Origin of the sequence: Streptomyces sp. NPDC050263, assembly GCF_040655955.1 — a bacterium.
Classification (GTDB): Bacteria; Actinomycetota; Actinomycetes; order Streptomycetales; family Streptomycetaceae; genus Streptomyces.
Genome location: NZ_JBFAKW010000109.1, coordinates 13312 through 32558, shown reverse-complemented (window position 1 = coordinate 32558; position 19247 = coordinate 13312). Strand labels below are relative to the sequence as shown.

Annotated in this window: 13 protein-coding genes and 3 pseudogenes; 8 read left to right on the top strand and 8 right to left on the bottom strand. The window is 71.2% G+C overall.

The window, feature by feature from the left end; genetic code table 11:
• Positions 1-90: 90 nt before the first annotated feature.
• Positions 91-525: pseudogene (locus tag AB0J04_RS34810) on the bottom strand (Rrf2 family transcriptional regulator); the annotation flags it as partial.
• Between the two features lie 175 nt (positions 526-700).
• On the opposite strand from AB0J04_RS34810, the gene AB0J04_RS34805 reads away from it, so the two are divergent.
• Complete coding sequence (locus tag AB0J04_RS34805) at positions 701-1366, top strand: DUF3105 domain-containing protein (RefSeq protein ID WP_363172603.1); 666 nt, start codon at positions 701-703, stop codon at positions 1364-1366.
• 112 nt (positions 1367-1478) lie between these two features.
• On the opposite strand, the pseudogene AB0J04_RS34800 reads toward AB0J04_RS34805, so the two are convergent.
• Positions 1479-1592 (bottom strand): annotated as a pseudogene (locus AB0J04_RS34800) (hypothetical protein); the annotation flags it as partial.
• Here AB0J04_RS34800 and AB0J04_RS34795 point away from each other — a divergent pair.
• From AB0J04_RS34795 to AB0J04_RS34785, 3 genes are all read left to right on the top strand, one after another.
• On the top strand, positions 1542-2144 hold the full coding sequence (locus tag AB0J04_RS34795) for a DUF305 domain-containing protein (protein WP_363172605.1): 603 nt from the start codon (positions 1542-1544) through the stop codon (positions 2142-2144). The pseudogene AB0J04_RS34800 and the gene AB0J04_RS34795 overlap by 51 nt on opposite strands.
• Positions 2145-2385: 241 nt before the next feature.
• Positions 2386-4335, top strand: a complete 1950-nt coding sequence (locus AB0J04_RS34790; RefSeq protein WP_363172602.1) for a S53 family peptidase — start codon at positions 2386-2388, stop codon at positions 4333-4335.
• 99 nt (positions 4336-4434) lie between these two features.
• Positions 4435-6189, top strand: a complete 1755-nt coding sequence (locus tag AB0J04_RS34785) for an NAD+ synthase (RefSeq protein ID WP_363172601.1) — start codon at positions 4435-4437, stop codon at positions 6187-6189.
• 245 nt (positions 6190-6434) lie between these two features.
• On the opposite strand, the pseudogene AB0J04_RS34780 reads toward AB0J04_RS34785, so the two are convergent.
• Positions 6435-6815 (bottom strand): annotated as a pseudogene (locus tag AB0J04_RS34780) (VOC family protein); the annotation flags it as partial.
• Between the two features lie 288 nt (positions 6816-7103).
• On the opposite strand from AB0J04_RS34780, the gene AB0J04_RS34775 reads away from it, so the two are divergent.
• Positions 7104-7367: a hypothetical protein gene (locus tag AB0J04_RS34775; RefSeq protein ID WP_363172604.1), complete on the top strand. Its 264-nt coding sequence runs from the start codon at positions 7104-7106 to the stop codon at positions 7365-7367.
• 11 nt (positions 7368-7378) lie between these two features.
• Here AB0J04_RS34775 and AB0J04_RS34770 read toward each other — a convergent pair whose 3' ends face one another.
• The 4 genes from AB0J04_RS34770 to AB0J04_RS34755 all read right to left on the bottom strand — a co-directional run bounded on the left by AB0J04_RS34770 (position 7379) and on the right by AB0J04_RS34755 (position 12295).
• Positions 7379-8623, bottom strand: a complete 1245-nt coding sequence (locus AB0J04_RS34770) for an MFS transporter (RefSeq protein ID WP_363172600.1) — start codon at positions 8621-8623, stop codon at positions 7379-7381.
• Positions 8624-8751: 128 nt separating this feature from the next.
• Complete coding sequence (locus AB0J04_RS34765) at positions 8752-9813, bottom strand: endonuclease/exonuclease/phosphatase family protein (protein ID WP_363172599.1); 1062 nt, start codon at positions 9811-9813, stop codon at positions 8752-8754.
• Between the two features lie 181 nt (positions 9814-9994).
• Positions 9995-10633, bottom strand: a complete 639-nt coding sequence (locus tag AB0J04_RS34760; RefSeq protein ID WP_363172598.1) for a TetR/AcrR family transcriptional regulator — start codon at positions 10631-10633, stop codon at positions 9995-9997.
• Positions 10634-10708: 75 nt separating this feature from the next.
• Positions 10709-12295 carry an MFS transporter gene (locus AB0J04_RS34755; RefSeq protein ID WP_363172597.1) on the bottom strand — a complete coding sequence of 529 codons (1587 nt, stop codon included), beginning with the start codon at positions 12293-12295 and terminating at the stop codon, positions 10709-10711.
• Positions 12296-12561: 266 nt separating this feature from the next.
• On the opposite strand from AB0J04_RS34755, the gene panB reads away from it, so the two are divergent.
• The 3 genes from panB (at position 12562) to AB0J04_RS34740 (ending at position 15429) form a co-directional block, all read left to right on the top strand.
• Positions 12562-13428: a 3-methyl-2-oxobutanoate hydroxymethyltransferase gene (gene panB, locus AB0J04_RS34750; RefSeq protein ID WP_363172596.1), complete on the top strand. Its 867-nt coding sequence runs from the start codon at positions 12562-12564 to the stop codon at positions 13426-13428.
• Positions 13429-13573: 145 nt separating this feature from the next.
• Positions 13574-14599: an ATP-binding cassette domain-containing protein gene (locus tag AB0J04_RS34745; RefSeq protein WP_363172595.1), complete on the top strand. Its 1026-nt coding sequence runs from the start codon at positions 13574-13576 to the stop codon at positions 14597-14599.
• On the top strand, positions 14596-15429 hold the full coding sequence (locus tag AB0J04_RS34740; protein WP_363172594.1) for an ABC transporter permease: 834 nt from the start codon (positions 14596-14598) through the stop codon (positions 15427-15429). Before AB0J04_RS34745 ends, AB0J04_RS34740 begins: the two co-directional genes overlap by 4 nt.
• 19 nt (positions 15430-15448) lie before the next feature.
• Here AB0J04_RS34740 and AB0J04_RS34735 read toward each other — a convergent pair whose 3' ends face one another.
• The gene (locus AB0J04_RS34735) at positions 15449-19141 is read right to left on the bottom strand and encodes a BTAD domain-containing putative transcriptional regulator (RefSeq protein WP_363172593.1); all 3693 of its coding nucleotides are present in this window, start codon (positions 19139-19141) and stop codon (positions 15449-15451) included.
• Between the last annotated feature and the right edge of the window lie 106 nt (positions 19142-19247).

Here is a 19247-nt window from a genome sequence, read left to right as displayed (position 1 = left end):
GTCCTCGTACTGGACGTACTCGGGCTTTCGGCCGGTGCGGCGAGAGTGCGTGCCGGGCGTCGCGACGGGGCGAACGTTGCCTGCCGCGGCACTAGAAATCCCCAGCAGCAGGGGTCCCGTCGGTTCCGCCACGATGTCGGTGAGGGTGATGGGGTCCAGGGAGGCGAAGAACGCCTCCTGGGCACGGCGCAGGGCGCCCCGCAGGCGGCAGGCGGAGTTCAGGGGGCAGGGGGTGGCGCCCTCGCAGTCGACGACGTCGCCGTCGCCCTCGAACGCGCGGACGATGCCGCCCACGGACGCCCTGCGGCCCTGCTCCGTGAGTGCCAGGCCGCCGCCCCGGCCGCGGCGGGCCTCCAGCAGGCCCATGTGCTGGAGCTCGGCAACGACCTTGGCCGCGTGCGTGTAGGGGACCTCCATCGCGGCGGCCACGTCGCGGGTCGTCGGGGTGGTGTCCGGAGCGTCGCCCGCCACCGCGAGTCTCATGAGGACGCGCAGGGCCAGGTCGGTGGATCGCAGCAGCCGCATGAGACGAAGGGTAGATAATACGCATCTGTACTTCAAATTATCCCTGAGCCACCCCTCGGTCAGCCCTTGGCTGTGACCGGCCTACGAAATCCCCCGCCTCCCCCATTACGATCAGCGGACTCGTATGCCTTTCTGCCCCCACCGTCCCGCCCCTTTCCCCAGAAGGACAGGCCTCATGGGTTCCGCCGACCAGACCAGCAGCGCGACGCGCAAGGCGCGCATAGACGAGATGCGGCGGGCTGAGCAGGCCCGTGAGCGGCGTAACCGGTTTCTCGTGATCGGGGGCAGCGTCATCGCCGTCGTCGCGCTCGTCGCCGGAGGCGTGTTCGTCGTGAAGGCGCAGTCCGGCGACGACGACACCGCCGCCGCCGACTCCAAGTCCTCCGGGAAGTTCGTCACCGGCTCGGACGGGGTCAAGACGTGGAAGGGAACGCTGGGGCGCACGCACGTCGCCAAGACCGTGAAGTACCCGACCGAGCCTCCCGTCGGCGGCAATCACAACCAGGTCTGGATGAACTGCAACGGCGACGTCTACACCAAGGCGATCGACAACATGAACGCCGTGCACTCGCTGGAGCACGGCGCGGTCTGGGTGACGTACAACAGCAAGGCGAGCAAGGCCGACGTCGACGCCCTCGCCGCCAAGGTGAAGAAGACGCCCTACACGCTCATGAGCCCGGACGACGCCCAGGCCGACCCGATCATGCTCACCGCGTGGGGCCACCAGCGCACGGTGACGAGCGCGAGCGACGCGAACGTCGACAAGTTCTTCGCGAAGTTCGTGCAGGGCGAGCAGACGCCCGAGCCGGGCGCGGCCTGCACGGGCGGTCTGCCGCAGTGAGGTCGGTTCGGTCGGGGTCGGTTCGGTCTGGGTCGGTTCGGTCGGGGTCGGTTCGGTGGGGGTCGGTTCGGTGGGGGTCGGTTCGGTTGAAGTCGGTTCGGTTGAAGTCGGTTCGGTTGAAGTCGGTTCGGTTGAAGTCGGTTCGGTCGAGGTCGGTTCGGTGAGGTACGCGGGAGTGGCGGTCGCCGTCGCCGGAGTGCTGGTCGCCGCCGGGGCCATCACCTATTCCGTCGCAGGGGAGGACGGCGGGGCGGGTGTCACACCCCCCGCCGCCGACTCCGCCGACGCCGGGTTCGCCCGGGACATGGCGGTGCACCACCAGCAGGCCGTCGAGATGTCGTACATCGTGCGGGACCGCACGACCGACGAGGAGGTGCGCCGGCTCGCCTACGACATCGCGCAGACCCAGGCCAACCAGCGCGGCATGCTGCTCGGGTGGCTGGATCTCTGGGCGCTGCCGAAGGTGTCGTCCGACGGGCCCATGGCCTGGATGGGCATGGGCGGCATGAGCGACGGCGAGGACGGCGCGCTCATGCCGGGGATGGCCACCAACACCGAACTGAAGAAACTCGGGACGCTCAACGGCAAGGCGGCCGAGGTGTTCTTCCTTCAGCTCATGACCGCGCACCACAAGGGCGGCATCCATATGGCCGAGGGCTGTGTGCAGAAGTGCACCGTGGGCGTGGAGAAGCGGCTGGCACAGGGCATGGTCGAGGCGCAGCAGTCCGAAATCGACCTGATGACAGGCATGTTGAAGGCGCGAGGGGCCAAGCCATAACCCTGCCGCAGGCCAAGCCGTAACCCTGCCGGAGGCCACGCCATAACCATGCCCCAGGCCAACCCATAGGGTTTTCCCTCGATTTCATGGACGTATCCGTCAAATCAGCCCAGCAAGCGGTCACTTGGGGTCTTCTTGGTGTTCGCATTCCCCTGGCATGAACGGTTCGTCGCGAGAGTGGCCAGCACGTCGAGTGATCTTCTCGCGTCGAAACACATACAGGCCACATACAGGGGGTCCTATGAGATCCAACCGCGCCGCGCTGCGCGCCGGAGCGAGCATGGCAGCGACACTGCCCATGATCGCCGGCGCGCTGGCGCTCGGCATACCCGCGGCGCACGCCGCGGAGAGCCCCACCCGTGACACGCTGGCCGGGACCAAGCCCGCGTGGGCCACGACCAAGGCGGACAAGGGCTCGACCTCGGACAACGCCCAGGTCACCGCCCGGGTCTACCTCGCAGGACGGGACGCCGCCGGCCTCGCGCAGTACGCGAAGTCGGTCTCCGACCCGAGCTCCGCCGCCTACGGCAAGTACCTCTCCGCCGGACAGGCGCAGGCCCGCTTCGGCGCTACCGCCGCCCAGGTCGCGGCGGTCAGGTCGTGGCTGACGGCGGCCGGTCTGAAGGTGACCGGCACGACCGCGCACTATGTCTCCGTCAGCGGTGACGTGGCCGCCGCCGAGAAGGCGTTCGGCACCCAGCTGCACAACTACACCAAGGGCGCGAAGACTTACCGCGCACCCGCGCAGACGGCCTCGGCCCCCGCGACTCTCGACGGGGCCGTGCTGACCGTCACCGGCCTGGACAACGCGCCGCACAAGGCCGCGTCCAAGGACCAACTCCCGCCGCCGGACGCGGTGTTCAAGAACGCGGGGCCGTTCTCCTCGTACTACGGCTCGACCACGGCGAGCACCCTCCCGTCCGCCTACGGCAAGAAGATCCCGTACGCGGTCCAGGGCTACACGGGCAAGCAGCTGCGTGCCGCGTACGGGGCCGGGAAGTACACCGGCAAGGGCGTGCGCATCGCCATCACCGACGCGTACGCATCGCCGACGATCGCCTTCGACGCGGCCACCTACGCGAAGGCGCACGGCGACGCGCGCTGGAAGACCGGCCGGCTGACCCAGGTGCTGCCCTCGGACTACACGAAGACCGAGGAGTGCGGGGCGGCCGGCTGGTACGGCGAGGAGACCCTCGACGTCGAGGCCGTGCACGCGGTCGCGCCGGACGCGAACGTCACCTACGTGGGCGCCGCCTCCTGCTACGACGACGATCTGCTCGACTCGCTGAGCAAGGTCGTCGACAACCATCTGGCCGACATCGTCTCCAACTCCTGGGGCGACATCGAGGCCAACCAGACGCCGGATCTCGCGGCCGCCTACGACCAGGTCTTCCAGTTCGGCGCGGTCGAGGGGATCGGTTTCTACTTCTCCTCCGGCGACAACGGCGACGAGGTCGCGAACACCGGCGTCAAGCAGGTCGACACGCCGGCCAACTCGGCGTGGGTGACGGCGGTCGGCGGCACCTCGCTGGCGGTCGGCAAGGGCGACAAGTACCTGTGGGAGACCGGCTGGGGCACCGACAAGGCGTCTCTTTCGGCCGACGGCAAGAGCTGGACGGCCTTCCCGGGCGCGTTCACCTCCGGCGCGGGCGGCGGCACCAGCAAGACGGTCGCGGAGCCGTTCTACCAGAAGGGCGTCGTCCCGAACGCGCTGGCCAAGGCCAACAGCGCGGCCGGCAACCGCGTCGTCCCGGACATCTCGGCGATCGCGGACCCGAACACCGGCTTCCGGGTCGGCCAGACCCAGACCTTCCCGGACGGCTCGCAGCAGTACAGCGAGTACCGCATCGGCGGCACCTCGCTGGCCGCGCCGGTCATCGCGGCGGTGCAGGCGCTGGCCCAGGAGGCGCGCGGCGGAGGGGCGATCGGTTTCGCCAACCCGTCGATCTACTCCAACTTCTCGAAGTTCGGCTCGCGGGTCTACCACGACGTCACGGACAACCCCACGGGCTCCGGGCTCGCGGTCGCCCGCATCGACTTCACCAACGGCTACGACGCGACCGGCGGTCTGCTGACCTCCGTCCGCAGCCTCGGCAAGGACAGCTCGCTGTCCGCAGTGAAGGGTTACGACGACGTCACCGGCGTGGGAACGCCGGCGAACGGTTACGTCGAGTCGTACCGCAAGCGCTGAGGAAACGCTGAGAAGCGGTTACTGACGGATGGGGTGAGCGTGAGGTGGACGACACCTCACGCCACCCCATCGCGTCGCTCTGACGATTACACTGGGCCCGTGCCTCAACTTCGTCTCGCTCTGAACCAGATCGACTCGCGCGTCGGCGACCTCGTCGCCAACACCGAAACGATCCTCCGCTGGACCCGGCACTCCGCCGAGCAGGGAGCGCATCTCGTGGCGTTCCCGGAGATGGCGCTGACCGGGTATCCCGTCGAGGACCTCGCCCTGCGCTCGTCCTTCGTGGACGCCTCCCGCGCGGCCCTGACCGCGCTCGCCGCGCGCCTCGCCGAGGAGGGCTTCGGCGAGCTGCCGGTGGTCGTCGGCTACCTCGACCGGTCCGAGAGCGGCCGGACCAGGTTCGGCCGCCCGGCCGGCTCCCCGCGCAACGCGGCGGCGGTGCTGCACGGCGGCGAGGTGGTCCTGTCCTTCGCCAAGCACCACCTGCCGAACTACGGCGTCTTCGACGAGTTCCGCTACTTCGTGCCGGGCGACACCATGCCGGTGCTGCGCGTGCACGGGGTCGACGTGGCCCTCGCCATCTGCGAGGACCTCTGGCAGGACGGCGGCCGGGTGCCCGCGGCGCGCTCCGCCGAGGCCGGGCTGCTGCTCTCCATCAACGCCTCCCCCTACGAGCGCGACAAGGACGACACCCGCCTGGAGCTGGTCCGCAAGCGGGCCCAGGAGGCCGGCTGCACCACCGCCTACCTCGCGATGATCGGCGGGCAGGACGAGCTGGTGTTCGACGGCGACTCGATCGTCGTGGACAAGGACGGCGAGGTGATCGCCCGCGCGCCGCAGTTCTCCGAGGGCTGCGTGGTCCTGGACCTCGACCTGCCCGCGGCCTCGGCGAACGCGCCGACGGGCGTCGTGGACGACGGTCTGCGCATCGACCGCGTGGTGCTGTCGCAGGAGCCCGTCCCGGCCTACGAGCCCGAGCTGAGCGGCGGGTACGCGGAGCGGCTGGACGACGCCGAGGAGATCTACTCGGCGCTGGTCGTGGGCCTGCGGGCGTATGTCGCGAAGAACGGCTTCACGTCGGTCCTGATCGGCCTGTCCGGCGGTATCGACTCGGCGCTGGTCGCGGCGCTCGCGTGCGACGCGATCGGCGCGCAGAACGTGTACGGCGTGTCCATGCCGTCGAAGTACTCCTCGGACCACTCGAAGGGCGACGCGGCGGAGCTGGCGCGCCGCACCGGCCTGGACTTCCGCACGGTGCCGATCGAGCCGATGTTCGACGCGTACATGGGCTCACTCGGCCTGACGGGCCTGGCGGAGGAAAACCTCCAGTCCCGCCTGCGCGGCACCCTCCTGATGGCGATCTCCAACCAGGAGGGCCACATCGTCCTGGCCCCGGGCAACAAGTCGGAACTGGCGGTCGGCTACTCCACTCTCTACGGCGACTCGGTAGGGGCCTACGGCCCCATCAAGGACGTCTACAAGACCTGGATCTTCCGCCTGGCGGAGTGGCGCAACCGCGCCGCGGCCGACCGGGGCCAGACCCCGCCGATCCCCGAGAACTCGATCACCAAGCCGCCGAGCGCGGAACTGCGCCCCGGCCAGGTCGACACGGACTCGCTCCCGGACTACCCCGTCCTGGACGGCATCCTCGACCTGTACGTCGACCGCGACCAGGGCGCGGACGCGATCGTCGCGGCGGGCTACGACCGTGAGCTGGTCGTCAAGACCCTGCGCATGGTCGACACGGCCGAGTACAAGCGCCGCCAGTACCCGCCGGGCACGAAGATCTCCGCGAAGGGCTTCGGCAAGGACCGCCGCCTCCCGATCACCAACGGCTGGCGCGAGTCGGTCTGACCGAGCCTCTCGGCCCACCCACCCGACTCGGTGGGCCGAGGGGCCCCGTCCCCCGGGGCTCCGCCCCGGTCCCCGCCGCCGGCGTCGCCGACGTCGGACTCGTTGCCGCAGCAGGGGCAGACGGCCGCCGTCGGCCAGCCGCCCTCCCAGAACACCTCGCCGTCGTAGCCGCAGACCCGGCAGACCGTCTCGACCTCTTCCTCCCCGCTCGCCCCGACCGGCTCGCGAACCGCCGGAAGCTCGGCGCTGCCGGTGGCCGCGCGGTCGGACTCGCTGCGCAGAACGCAGAATTCGTTGCCTTCGGGATCAGCCAGGACGGCCCAGCCCGAACCATCGGGATTCCGGTGATCGGCGACGAAGGCGGCGCCGAGGCCCAGCAGCCGGTCCACCTCCTGATCGCGCGAGGTCTCAGGGCGCAGACACAGATGGATCCGGTTCTTGACCGCCTTGGCCTCGGGCACCTGGTTGAAGTACAGCACCGGGCCCTCCGCCGACAGCACCTGAGTCTCCCGGTCACCCGGTCTGGCCTCCGGATGCAGCGGACGGCCTGTCACGCTGCTCCAGAACCGAGCCAGTTCGTAGGCATCCGCACAGTCGATCGCGACGTTCTGCAATACCGAGACCATGCGCGCGAGCCTTCCTGATCTCCGCGCCGAACGCCACCGAGTTGCGCTCAGGTCACCGGCGCATGGCAGCGGTGCGTGTGAAGCCCACCTGGGATACGGCGAGTTGAGCATGCGCGCAAGCGCGGCTGAGTACGCGTACTCACGGATCGGCGGTCGTCCGCGGCGAGAGTAGGGGCACATCGAGCGACATCGAGCGACCTACTCCAGGAGACCATCGTGGCCACCTACCGCAGCCGACCCACCGCCTCCCGGCCCGGCAGGATCCGGCTCGCCGCCGCTGCCGCCGTCATGAGCGTGGCCGCAGTCGCGGCGCTCACCGGATGTTCCCTCTCGTTCCAGGACGCCATCTGCTCGAACGGCGAATATCCCGTCCTGGCGGTGGGCGACACCGGCAGCTCGTGTGTCACGAACAGTGAGGAGCCGCCGACGGGAACCATGCGGTATCCGGACGGCAAGGTGCCCAAGCACGTCGACGACAAGTGGGACCTCTACTGGAACACCCACACGCTCGACGAGAACGGCGACATCATCGACGCGCCCGTCGCCGGCTGACCCCGCCCACCTCAGTGCCGCACCGCCGCCGCATCCGCATCCGCATCCGCCGCCGCCTGCGGCACATGCGTGGCCACGATCCGTTCGCGGCCGAAGCCCTTCGGAGCCCGTCGCCGGTCGACCGTGTACGCGACGCCCGCCACCCCGAGGCCCAGCCCCGCCAGTCCCGCCCCCGCGACCGTCGGGGACGTCACGCCGAAGCCGGCTGTCAGGGCCAGGCCGCCGATCCACGCGCCGCCGGCGTTGGCGAGGTTGAAGGCGGCCTGGTTGGCGGAGGAGGCCAGGGAGGGGGCCGTGGACGCCTTCTCCATGACCATCAGGTTGAGCGGGGTGCCCGCGACGAAGGCCGCGACGCCGAGGAGGACGACCGCCAGGGCCCCGCTCCACTGGGTGCGCATCAGAAGCGGGAAGAGCGCCAGGACCACGGCCAGGGATGTCAGGCCGCCGAACAGGGTGCGGCGCATCGCGTGATCGGCGAGGCGGCCGCCCAGCAGGTTGCCGATCGTGGCCCCTACGCCGAACAACGCAAGCAGCAGCGTCACGCTGGAGTCGGCGTAGTCCGCCGCGTCCGTCAGCATCGAGGTGATGTAGCTGTACGCCGAGAACAGCGCGCCGAAGCCCGCGACCGTCGTCCCCAGTGCCAGCCAGACGGGAAGCGAGCGCAGCGCCGCGAGTTCGCCGCGCAGGCCGGTGGCGGGCGCCGCCCCCGGCAGGGTCCGGGGGACGAGGAGCGCGAGCGACGCGATCGCGGCGAGGCCGATCACGCTCACGCCGAGGAAGGTGGCCCGCCAGCCCAGGTTCTGGCCCGTCAGGGTCGCCGCGGGGACGCCCGCGATGTTGGCGACGGTCAGGCCGAGGAACATCAGCGACACCGAGCGGGCCTTGCGCTCCGGCGCGGCCATGCTCGTGGCCACCACCGCGCCGACGCCGAAGAACGCGCCGTGCGGGAGGCCGCTGAGGAAGCGGGCGGCCAGGAGGGAGTCGTAGCCGGGGGCGAAGGCGGAGAGGGCGTTGCCGGCTGTGAACAGGGCCATCAGCAGCATCAGCACTGTCCTGCGCGGCATCCGTGCCGTCACTGCGGCCAGCAGCGGTGCGCCGATCACCACGCCCAGGGCGTACGCCGAGACCAGGTGTCCCGCCGTCGGGATCGAGACGTGCAGGTCGTCCGCGACGTCGGGCAGCAGGCCCATCATCACGAACTCGGTGGTGCCGATGCCGAAGGCACCCACGGCCAGGGCGAGCAGGGCCAGGGGCATGGGGGACTTGCCTTTCCGGGGAGGAGGGGGAGCGGAAGTGCGTTCATCGTACGTTGCGTATGTTCACGTACGGAACAAAGTCTCCCCCGGGCGTTGTTCCCCGGCGTTCCCCGGCGGTGAACCGCCGGTTAAGACGTGGTGACCTTCACGCTCGCCGCCACCGGCAGATGGTCGCTGGTCGTCTGCGGCAGGGTCCACGAGGCGACCGGCTCCACGCCCTTCACCATGATCTGGTCGATCCGCGCCATCGGGAACGACGCGGGCCAGCTGAAGCCGAAGCCGCTGCCCGCCGCGCCCTGCGTGGAGCGCATCTGGGAGGTCACGGCGTTCAGCGAGCGGTCGTTCATGGTGCCGTTGAGGTCGCCGAGCAGGATCACCCGGGTCAATGACTCGTGGGAGATCGCCTCGCCCAGCGCGTCCGCGCTCTTGTCGCGCTGGGAGGCGGTGAACCCGGCCTGCAGCTTCACCCGCACCGAGGGGAGATGGGCCACGTAGACGGCGACCTGACCCTCGGGAGTCGCCACGGTCGCACGCATCGCGCGCGTCCAGCCCAGCTTGATGTCGACGGCCGCCACCGCGCTCAGCGGGTACTTGCTCCACAACCCGACGGTGCCCTGCACCGAGTGGTGCTTGTACGTCGCCGCCAGCGCCTTCTCGTACACCGGCACCGCCGAGGTGGTCAGCTCCTCCAGGGCGACCACGTCCGCGCCGGACGCGGCCACGTCACGGGCGGTGCCCTCGGGGTCGGGATTGTCGGCGTTGACGTTGTGGGTGGCGACCGTGAGATCGCCGCCGCTGCCGGTCTTGTCGCCGAGCAGCCCGCCGAAGAGGTTCAGCCAGACCCCGGCCGTCAGGACGACGGCGATCAGCGCGGTCGTCGACTTGCGCACCAGCGCGAGCACCAGCAGCACCGGGACGAAGACGCCGATCCAGGGCAGGAACGTCTCCGTGAGGCTGCCGAGGTTGCCGTAGCGGTTGGGGATGCGCGAGTGCACCAGCATCACCAGGGCGAGCGCCAGCGCGAGGCCGGCGACGACCAGGCCGCGCCGCCAGACGCGCGGATCACCGCGCCAGCCTGTGGTCAGCCGGCCGACGAGGCGTCCGATCAGGCGCCGAAGCCGGACTCCCCGAGGCTCGGGTCCCGAGCCTCCGTTGCCGTCCGTCTCCGTCATGTACGCCTGCTGCGCCATACCGTCGCCTCACTGCCTGCCGTGCTCACCGTCCGTCCCCCGAGTACGACCCTAGGGGATGATCGGCCGTCTTCTCGCCGTCCCGTGACGACCGTACGGGCACGAGGACGAACGGGTCCTGCTCAGAGGTTGCGACCCCGCGACACCCGGACCGGTCTGTGACGAAACGAGCACATTCGGGCTACGCGACGGGCGAACTGACGGGCCGTAGCCCGGCGAGCAGGGTGTCGACTATGCGTTCCGCGAGGTCCTCGGGGAGGTCGGCCTCGGGGCGCAGCACGGCGCGGACCAGCATGGGGCCGACGACTATGTCGTTCACCAGTTCCACGTCGAGGTCGGCGCGGAGTTCGCCGTTCTGCTGGCCGCGGCGCAGGACCTCGATGCCCATCCTGCGCCGGGGTGCTATGACCGAGTTGTGGTACGCCGCCCAGATCTTCGGGCTGCTCTTCATCTGGGCGTGGACGTTGTGCAGGATCGCCGAGTCCCGGTTGGCCAGGCCCCGCCGCCGCACCGATTCCAGCAGCACGATGAGGTCGTCGCGCATGGACGTGCCCGGGAGTTGCTCGGGGTCGTCGGGTTCGGCGGCGCGCAGGACGTCGACGAAGAGCTCCTCCTTGCCGCTCCAGCGGCGGTAGATGGTGGCCTTGCCGACGCCTGCGGTGCGGGCGATGCGCTCGATGGAGATCTCGGCGAGCGGGACGCCGTCCTCCAGGAGCTTCATCGTGCCCTCGATGATGGCCCGTTCCACGGCCTCGCTGCGGGGCCGCCCCCGGGCGGGCGGCTCCACGGCGATCCCCTTGCCGGCCAGGCTCACGGTCATCGGTCCCTTCGTCGCACCGTCATACTTGTCGTACCGGGAAGTTCTCCAGCCTAGGTCAGCGGGCCGGGACGGCGGTCACGACTCCGTTCCCACCAACTCCTCCTCCGGGGCGCCCTCCTGGGGCGTCTTCGGTCTGCGCGGCAGGAACAGGGCCACCACGACCGCGCCGAGCAGCGACACCCCGGCCCCGCACAGCGCGGTGACGTGCATGGCGTGCAGGAACGCGTCGTTGGCGGGTCCGACGAGGCCCCGGTCGCCGAGCTTCGCGGCGACCCCGAGCGTCGCCTCGATGGACTCGCCGGCCGTGTCCCGCAGTCCGGCCGGCAGGCCGCCGAGGCTGCCCTCGATGTCGTTGCGGTACGCCGTGGAGAGCACCGAGCCGAGGACGGCGATGCCGAGCGCGCCGCCGAGCTGGCGGAAGGTGTTGCTGAGCGCGGAGGCGGAGCCGGCCTTCTCGCGGGGCAGGGCCTGCATGATGACGACGCTGGTGGGCGTCATGACGTGGGCCATGCCGGCGCCCATGCAGAAGAAGACGATCTCCATGAGCCAGATCGGGGTGTCCGCGTCCAGCGTCGCGAACGCGGCCAGGGTCGCGGTGAGGACGAGCATCGCCCCGGTGGTCGTGGCCCGCACCCCGAAGCGGTCGACGACCAGCCGGGCGCGCGGCGCGAAGACCAGTTGGGCGGCGGCCAGCGGAAGCAGCAGCAGGCCGGACTGGAGCGGTGAGTAGCCGCGCACGCTCTGGGTGTAGAAGACGGAGAAGAACGTCACGCCCATCAGCGCGAAGAACACCAGGGTGATGACGGCCATCGCGGCCGAGAACACCTTGTTCTTGAAGTAGGTGACGTCTATCGACGGATGGTCGCTGCGCTTCTCGAACACCACGAACGCGGCGAGCACGACCAGGCCGGAGCCCATGGCCGCCACGACCGTCGGGTCGGTGAAGTCCGCCAGTTCGCCGCCCTTGATGATGCCGTAGACGAGCAGGACGAGGCCGACGACGGACAGGACCACGCCGACCGGGTCGATCCGGCCCGGGTCGGGGTCGCGGGAGTCGGGGACCAGCCACAGCATCAGCGCGAACGCGATGATCACGATCGGCACGTTGACCAGGAAGACCGAGCCCCACCAGAAGTGGTCGAGGAGGAGGCCGCCGGTGATCGGCCCTATGGCGATGGCGAGACCCACTCCGCCGGCCCAGATGCCGATCGCCTTGGGCTGCTCGTCCCGCTCGAAGACGTTCATCAGGACGGCGAGGGTGGCCGGCATCACGAACGCGGCGCCGACGGCCATCACCCCGCGGAAGACGATGAGCTGCGCGGACGAGCCGGACTCGGCGGCCAGCGCGGAGCCGATGCCGAACACGGCGAGCCCGCCGAGCAGGACCTTCTTGCGGCCGAGGCGGTCGCCGAGCAGGCCCGCGGTGAACAGCAGGCCCGCGAAGACGAGCGTGTAGGCGTTGATGGCCCACTCCAGCTCGCTCTGCGTGGCGCCGAGACCGACCGGGGCCGGGGTGGAGATGGTCTTGATCGCGACGTTCAGGATCGAGTTGTCCAGGACCACGATCAGCAGGCTCAGCATCAGCACGCCGAGTATCGCCCAGCGGCGCCGGTGGACGGCTTCCGGCACCCGGGAACGGGCGGGGACGGCAGGAGTAGTCATGCCGTCGAGGGTAGAGCCTTTTCGATACGAGACCGTCTCGTATCTGAATCTCTTACTGAGCTTTTACCCATGCGGTCCACTCCGGTCCGCTCAGGTCCGCTCAGGTCCGCTCCGGTCCACCCGGATCCACCCGGATCCACCCGGATCCGCCGACGAGGCTTTCCCCACAGGGGGCGCTCTGGCCCTCGCCGACACGAAGTGCCACCATGGGGAGTGGTCCGGGGACGCCGTGAGGGCGCCTCGAGATGACACAAGGAGCCGTTGCAATGACGCAGCTTCCGGCTGCCCCTACGAAGTCCGCCGACGGCAGCAACGCGCTGTACGGGGGCAAGGGCACACGCCGAATCACCGTCCGTGACCTCGCCCTCGCCAAGGAGCGCGGCGAGAAGTGGCCCATGCTCACCGCGTACGACGCGACGACCGCGTCCGTCTTCGACGAGGCCGGGATCCCCGTGCTGCTCGTCGGCGACTCGGCGGGCAACTGCCACCTGGGGTACGAGAGCACCGTGCCCGTCACCCTCGACGAGATCACCTTGCTGTCGGCGGCCGTCGTACGGGGCACCAGCCGTGCCCTGGTCGTCGGCGACCTGCCCTTCGGGTCGTACCAGGAAGGGCCCGTGCAGGCGCTGCGCAGCGCGACCCGGCTGGTCAAGGAGGCCGGGGTCGGGGCCGTGAAGCTGGAGGGCGGCGAGCGCTCGCACCGGCAGATCGAGCTCCTCGTCGAGTCCGGCATCCCGGTCATGGCGCACATCGGCCTCACCCCGCAGTCCGTGAACGCGATGGGCTACCGGGTCCAGGGCCGGGGCGAGGAGGCCGCCCAGCAGCTGCTGCGGGACGCGAAGGCCGTGCAGGACGCGGGCGCGTTCGCGGTGGTCCTCGAGCTGGTTCCGGCGGAACTGGCGGCCGAGGTCACGCGCGTCCTGCACATCCCGACGATCGGCATCGGCGCCGGTCCGCAGACGGACGCGCAGGTGCTGGTGTGGACCGACATGCTCGGGCTGACCGGCGGGCGGGTCCCGAAGTTCGTCAAGCAGTACGCGAACCTGCGTGAGGTCATGGGCGACGCGGCGAAGGCGTTCGCGGAGGACGTCGTCGGCGGAACGTTCCCGCAGGACCAGCACAGCGTTCACTGAGCCATCTCCGCACCACGAGCCGCCCGCCGATGTTCCCCCCATCGGCGGGCGGTCGCGTTCCCGGGGACCACCGGACGGCACGTTGTAGGCACCGTGTAGGCGGGATGTCGGTCGTTTGTCGGTGGGCGCTGTCAGCGTTCTGGTCATGACGCGAATCGACAAGAACCCCAGTGGCGCGGGAAGCGCTGTGACCGTTCGGGGGTTGGTCAAGCACTACGGCGAGACCAAGGCACTGGACGGCGTCGACCTGGATGTGCGCGAGGGGACCGTGATGGGGGTCCTCGGGCCCAACGGCGCCGGGAAGACCACCCTCGTACGGATCCTGTCCACCCTGCTGGCTCCCGACAGCGGGCACGCGACCGTCGTCGGCTACGACGTCCTCCGGCAGCCCCGGCAGCTGCGGCGGGTGATCGGGCTCACCGGGCAGTACGCCTCGGTCGACGAGAAGCTCCCCGGGTGGGAGAACCTGTACATGATCGGACGGCTGCTCGACCTGCCCCGCAAGGAGGCCCGGGCGCGGGCCGACGAACTGCTGGAGCGGTTCTCCCTCACCGACGCGGCCAAGCGGCCGGCCTCGACGTACTCCGGCGGTATGCGCCGCCGGCTCGACCTCGCCGCGTCGCTGATCGGGCGGCCGCGCGTGCTGTTCCTGGACGAGCCGACCACCGGCCTGGACCCCCGTACCCGCAACGAGGTGTGGGGCGAGGTCAAGACGATGGTCGGGGAGGGGGTCACCGTGCTGCTGACCACCCAGTACATGGAGGAGGCCGAGCAGCTCGCCCACGAGCTGACCGTCGTCGACCGGGGCAAGGTCATCGCGAACGGCGGCATCGACGAGCTGAAGTCCCGGGTCGGCGGCCGGGCGCTGCGGATACGCCCCGCCGACCCGTTGCAGCTGCGGCCGCTCGCGGGCTGGCTCGACGAACTCGGCATCACCGGGCTCGCCGCCACCGTCGTGGACGCCGAGCGCGGCTCGGTGCTGGTGCCGGTGCTCAGCGACGAGCAGCTGACCGCCGTGATCGGCGCGGTCAGCGCGCGCGGCATCACGCTCACCTCCCTCACCACCGAACTGCCCAGCCTGGACGAGGTGTTCCTGTCCCTCACCGGCCATCGCGCCGGTACGGCCGAGGACGCCCTGCCCACCGACACCCGCGAGGAGGTCGCCGTATGAGCGCGGCCACTGCAGACACCGCCACGATCGACACCGCTACGGTCACCGACGCGCGGATCCCGTTGCGCAGCCATCTGCGCCACACCGGCGCGCTGGTCCGTCGCAACCTGCTGTGGATCCGGCAGGACCCCGAGTCGATGTTCGACGCCCTGCTCATGCCGATCGTCTTCACCCTGCTGTTCGTGTACGTCTTCGGCGGCTCGATCGGGCAGGCGCTGGGCGGCGGGCAGGACGGGTATGTGCAGTACGTGATTCCGGGCATGATCGCGATGATGAGCATGTCGCTGTCCCAGGGCGTCGGCACCGGCTTCAGCCAGGACTTCAACTCCGGCGTCATGGACCGCTTCCGGTCCCTGCCGATCGGGCGCGGCTCGGTGCTGTTCGCGAAGATCTCGGTCGAGCTCGTGCGGATGCTGTTCGCGACGACCGTGCTGATGATCGTCGCCGTGCTCGTCGGGTTCGAGATCAACGACTGGCCCGGTATGTTCGCGGCCGTGGGGCTGGCCGCGGTGTTCGCCTCGTCGATCATGTGGGTGTTCCTCACCCTGGGCGTGGTCCTGAAGAACGCGCAGTCCGTGCAGGCGATGGGCTTCCTGGTGCTGTTCCCGCTCCAGTTCGGCTCGTCGATCTTCGCGCCGACGAACTCGATGCCGGGCTGGCTCCAGGCCTTCACCGACTACAACCCGCTGTCCACGCTCGCGGACGCGGCTCGCGGTCTCATGGTGGGCGGCCCGGTCGCGCACGATCTGTGGGTGACGCTGGGCTGGTCGGCGGCGATCACCGCGGTGATGGCGCCGATCGCGATCCACAAGTTCCGCACCAAGAGCTGACCCCCGCTCGGATGACGCTCTACACCAGGGCGGCGGCCTCCTCGTAGGAGAGGCCGCCGCCCTCGGCGTATGCCGTCTCGAAGTCCCGCTCGGAGAGCGCGGCACGGATCCTGGCCATGGCCAGGTCGCGCACCTCGCGCTCCATGCGCGGGGCCACATGACGCGGCGGCCGCAGATGGTCCGCCGCTCCCAGGCAGCGGGCGCCGTCGGCGGCCCGGCTGCCGCCGTCCACACCGCCGAGGGCGGTCGCGGCGATGAAGAGGTAGAAGGACCGCAGGTGCGGTGCGACGGCGATGGGCAGCGGGTCCGTGGCGCGCTCCAGGGCGACGCGGATGCGGGGCAGAGCCTCCGTGTCGCGGTCGTCGATCGCGTCCAGACAGGCCTCCGCGCTCAGAATGAAGGCGTCGAAGAGGATGCCGCGCCCGCGGGTGAAGTCCTCGCGCAGCACACGAAGTTGCTCGCGTGCCTCGACCCGGCGCCCGCTGATGCCGAGCCAGCTGCCCAGGAAGAGACGGGCGGCGGGGACGGCCTCGGTTCCGGCGTGGTCCGGCCCGTCGATCACGTCGCGCAGCAGGCGCTCGGCCCGCTCCTCCTCGCCGACCTCCAGCAGCACGCTGCCCAGCCGGGCGGCGAGTACCGCCGACTGGGCGCGGGCGCCGAGCCGTTCGGCGTGTTCCATGGCCGCCGTGTAGTCGTCGGCGGCCTTGCGGTAGGCGCCCAGCCGCTCGTGCGCCTCGGCGCGGGCGGAGAACGCCTCGGCGGTGCCCCAGTCGTCGCCGAGGCGCCGGAAGATCTCCAGGCACTCGTCCGCGTCACGGAAGGCGTTCTCCGCCCAGTCGGCGCGGTTGGCGAGGATGTTGGCGCGCATCTGCAGACAGGAGGCGAGCTCCCACTCGTGGCCGGGCGTCCGGCGGCAGGTGTCGACGTTGGCGTCGACGATCGTGCGGATGCGCTCCAGGTCGGTCATCATCACGGCGAAGAACCAGTACAGCCCGGGCACCCGGCAGGTCTGCGGGAGACCGGGCTCGTACGTCTCGGCGATCAGGCGCATCTTGGCTTGCGCGGCCGGCGTCTGCCAGGCGTCCAACTCGGTTTCCATACAGGCGAGATGGGTCAGGTGGACACCGCGGCGGGCCTCCATGAGGGCCTCGCCGGTGAACGGCGGCGGGACGGCGGTGAGGGGCTCCCACACCGGGACGGCCCGCCGCGGGGGCTCGGCGAAGGGGTCGGGGCCGAGGGCCATGACCTCCTGGCACCAGGAGCCGGCCTCGATGCGCAGGTCGCGCATCTGCCAGTACCAGACCAGGGACAGCGCCAGGCTGAGCGCCTCCTGCTCGTCGCGCGCGGCGACGGCGCGACGCAGCGCGGTGCGCAGGTTCTCGTACTCCAGCTGGAAGCGGTCGATGGCGGCGCGCTGGCCGGGACCGCGCAGCAACGGCTCGGTCGTGCGGGCGAGTTCGCGGTAGTGGACGAGATGCGCGTGCTCGGCGGCGGCCCGCCCGCCCGACTCGTCGAGCCGCTCGCCCGCGTACTCGGCGACGGTCTCCAGCAGCCGGTAGCGCATGTCGCCGTCGGGGGCGGGCGCGGCGACGACGAGCGACTTGTCGACCAGCGAGGCGAGGGAGTCGAGGGGACTGCGCGCATGGACACGGCCGCGGCCCCCGAAGGCACTACCGCCGTCCCGGCCACTGCGAGCGTCCCGGCCACCGCCGGCATCCCGGCCGCCACGAACGTCCTGGGAACTGCCACCGTCCCGGCCACCGCCGACAGCCCAGCCGCCGCTGGCATCCCGGCCGCCACCGACGTCCCAGCCACCACGAACGTCCTGGGAACTGCCACCGTCCCGGCCACCGCCGACAGCCCAGCCACCGCCGACGTCCCAGCCACCACGACCGTCCTGGGAACTGCCGGTGTCCCGGCCATGGTCGGCGTCCTCGTCGCTGCGGGCGTCCCGGGCGGTGTGGGTGTCGGTGGGGTTGTGGGGGGCGGGGGGTTCGTGGGCGTCGGGGCCGCAGACGGCCTCGACGGCGGCGAGGTCGCAGCCTCGGGCGAAGACCGACAGGCGGGACAGGACGTCGCGTTCGTCCTCGTCGAGGAGGTCCCAGGACCAGTCGACGACGGCCCGCAGGGTCTGCTGGCGGGGCAGGACGGTGCGGCTGCCGTTGGTGAGGAGGCGGAAGCGGTCGTCGAGCCGGTCGGCTATCTGGCGGGGCGTCAGCATCCGCAGCCGGGCGGCGGCCAGTTCGATGGCGAGGGGCAGACCGTCCAGGCGGCTGCAGATCTCGGCGCAGGCCTCGGGGTCGTCCTCGGTGCAAAAGCCGGGGCGGGCGGCCGCGCCCCGGTCGGCGAGCAGCCGCAGCGCGACCGGCTCCGGCAGCGGATCCAGCGGGCGCAGCACCTCCCCGGGCACGCCGAGCGGCTCCCGGCTGGTGGCCAGCACCGTCACCTGCGGGCAGCGCGCCAGCAACTCCTCGACGAGCCGGGCGGCGGCCTCGACGACGTGCTCGCAGTTGTCGAGGACGATCAGCATGCGGCGTCGGGCGCAGTGCTCGACCAGGCGTTCCACGGGGTCGTCGTGGCGCTCGGAGGCGGCCCGCAGCTCCTCGGCGCCGGCGCCGTACAGCACGGTCTCGCGGGCTCCGACGGCGGTGAGGACGGCCTGCGGCACGGCGTCCGGGTCGGCGACGGGCGCGAGTTCGGCCAGCCAGACGCCGTCCCGCGCGGTGTCCCGGACGGTCTCGGCGGCCTCCTGCGACAGCCGGGTCTTGCCCGCGCCGCCGGGCCCGAGCAGCGTGACGAGCCGCGCGTTCGCGAGGTCGCCGCGGATGGCCGCGATGTCGTCCTCCCGGCCCACGAAGGAGGTGAGGCGGGCACGCAGGTTGCCGGGGGGCGGGGACTGCGAGGGCTGCGGGGGGTGCGGGGCCAGTGGCGCCCGCGGCGCCCGCGGCGCGGAGGGCGTCTCCGCCGGGCTTCCCTGGTCGTCGTCCGGGCTGAGCAGCTCCGCGTGCAGGGCGCGCAGTTCGTGGCCGGGGTCGGCGCCGAGGCGGTCGGCCAGCAGTCGGCGGACGGCGTCGTACGCGGCCAGCGCCTGCGCGGTGCGGCCCGCGTCGCGCAGGGCGCGCAGCCGCAGCGCCTGGAGGGGCTCGTCCAGGGGGTGCGCGTCGCACAGGGCGGTGAGTTCGGGCAGCGCCTGCTCGGCCTGGCCCAGGGCGATCGCGGCGGTGTGCCGGGCGCGCAGCGCGTCGAGGCGGCGGGCCGCCCAGCGGGCCGCCTCCGTGGCGCGGTCGGGCAGGTCAGCGAGGGCCGGGCCCTGCCACAGGGCGAGGGCGTCGTCGAGGAGGGCGGCGGCCTTGGCGGGGTCGTCGTCGGCGAGGGCGCGGACGCCGTCGCCGGTCAGCCGCTCGAAGCGGTGCAGGTCGACGTCCTCGGGGGTGGCGGCCAGCCGGTAGCCGCCCTCGGCGGATTCGATCGCGCCCGCTCCGAGGGCCCGGCGCAGCCGCCCGACGAGCGCCTGGAGCGCGCCCGGCGCGTCGGCCGGCGGGTCATCGGCCCACACCTCCTCGGTCAGCAGCCCCGCGGGGACGCTCCGCCCGGCGCGCAGCGCGAGCACGGTGAGCAGGGCGCGCAGCCGCGCCCCGCCGACGGCGACGGGGGTGCCGTCCGGACGGATCGCCTGGGTGGTGCCGAGGATGCGATAGCGCACGGGGTCCATTGTCTCCAGTGGGAACGGGCGCGGTCATGGGGTTTCTTCGGTGCGGCGCGAGGTGGGCAGGCGGGAAAGGCGTCCTCCTCTTGGTTTACCTAACTCTCAGCTCTTT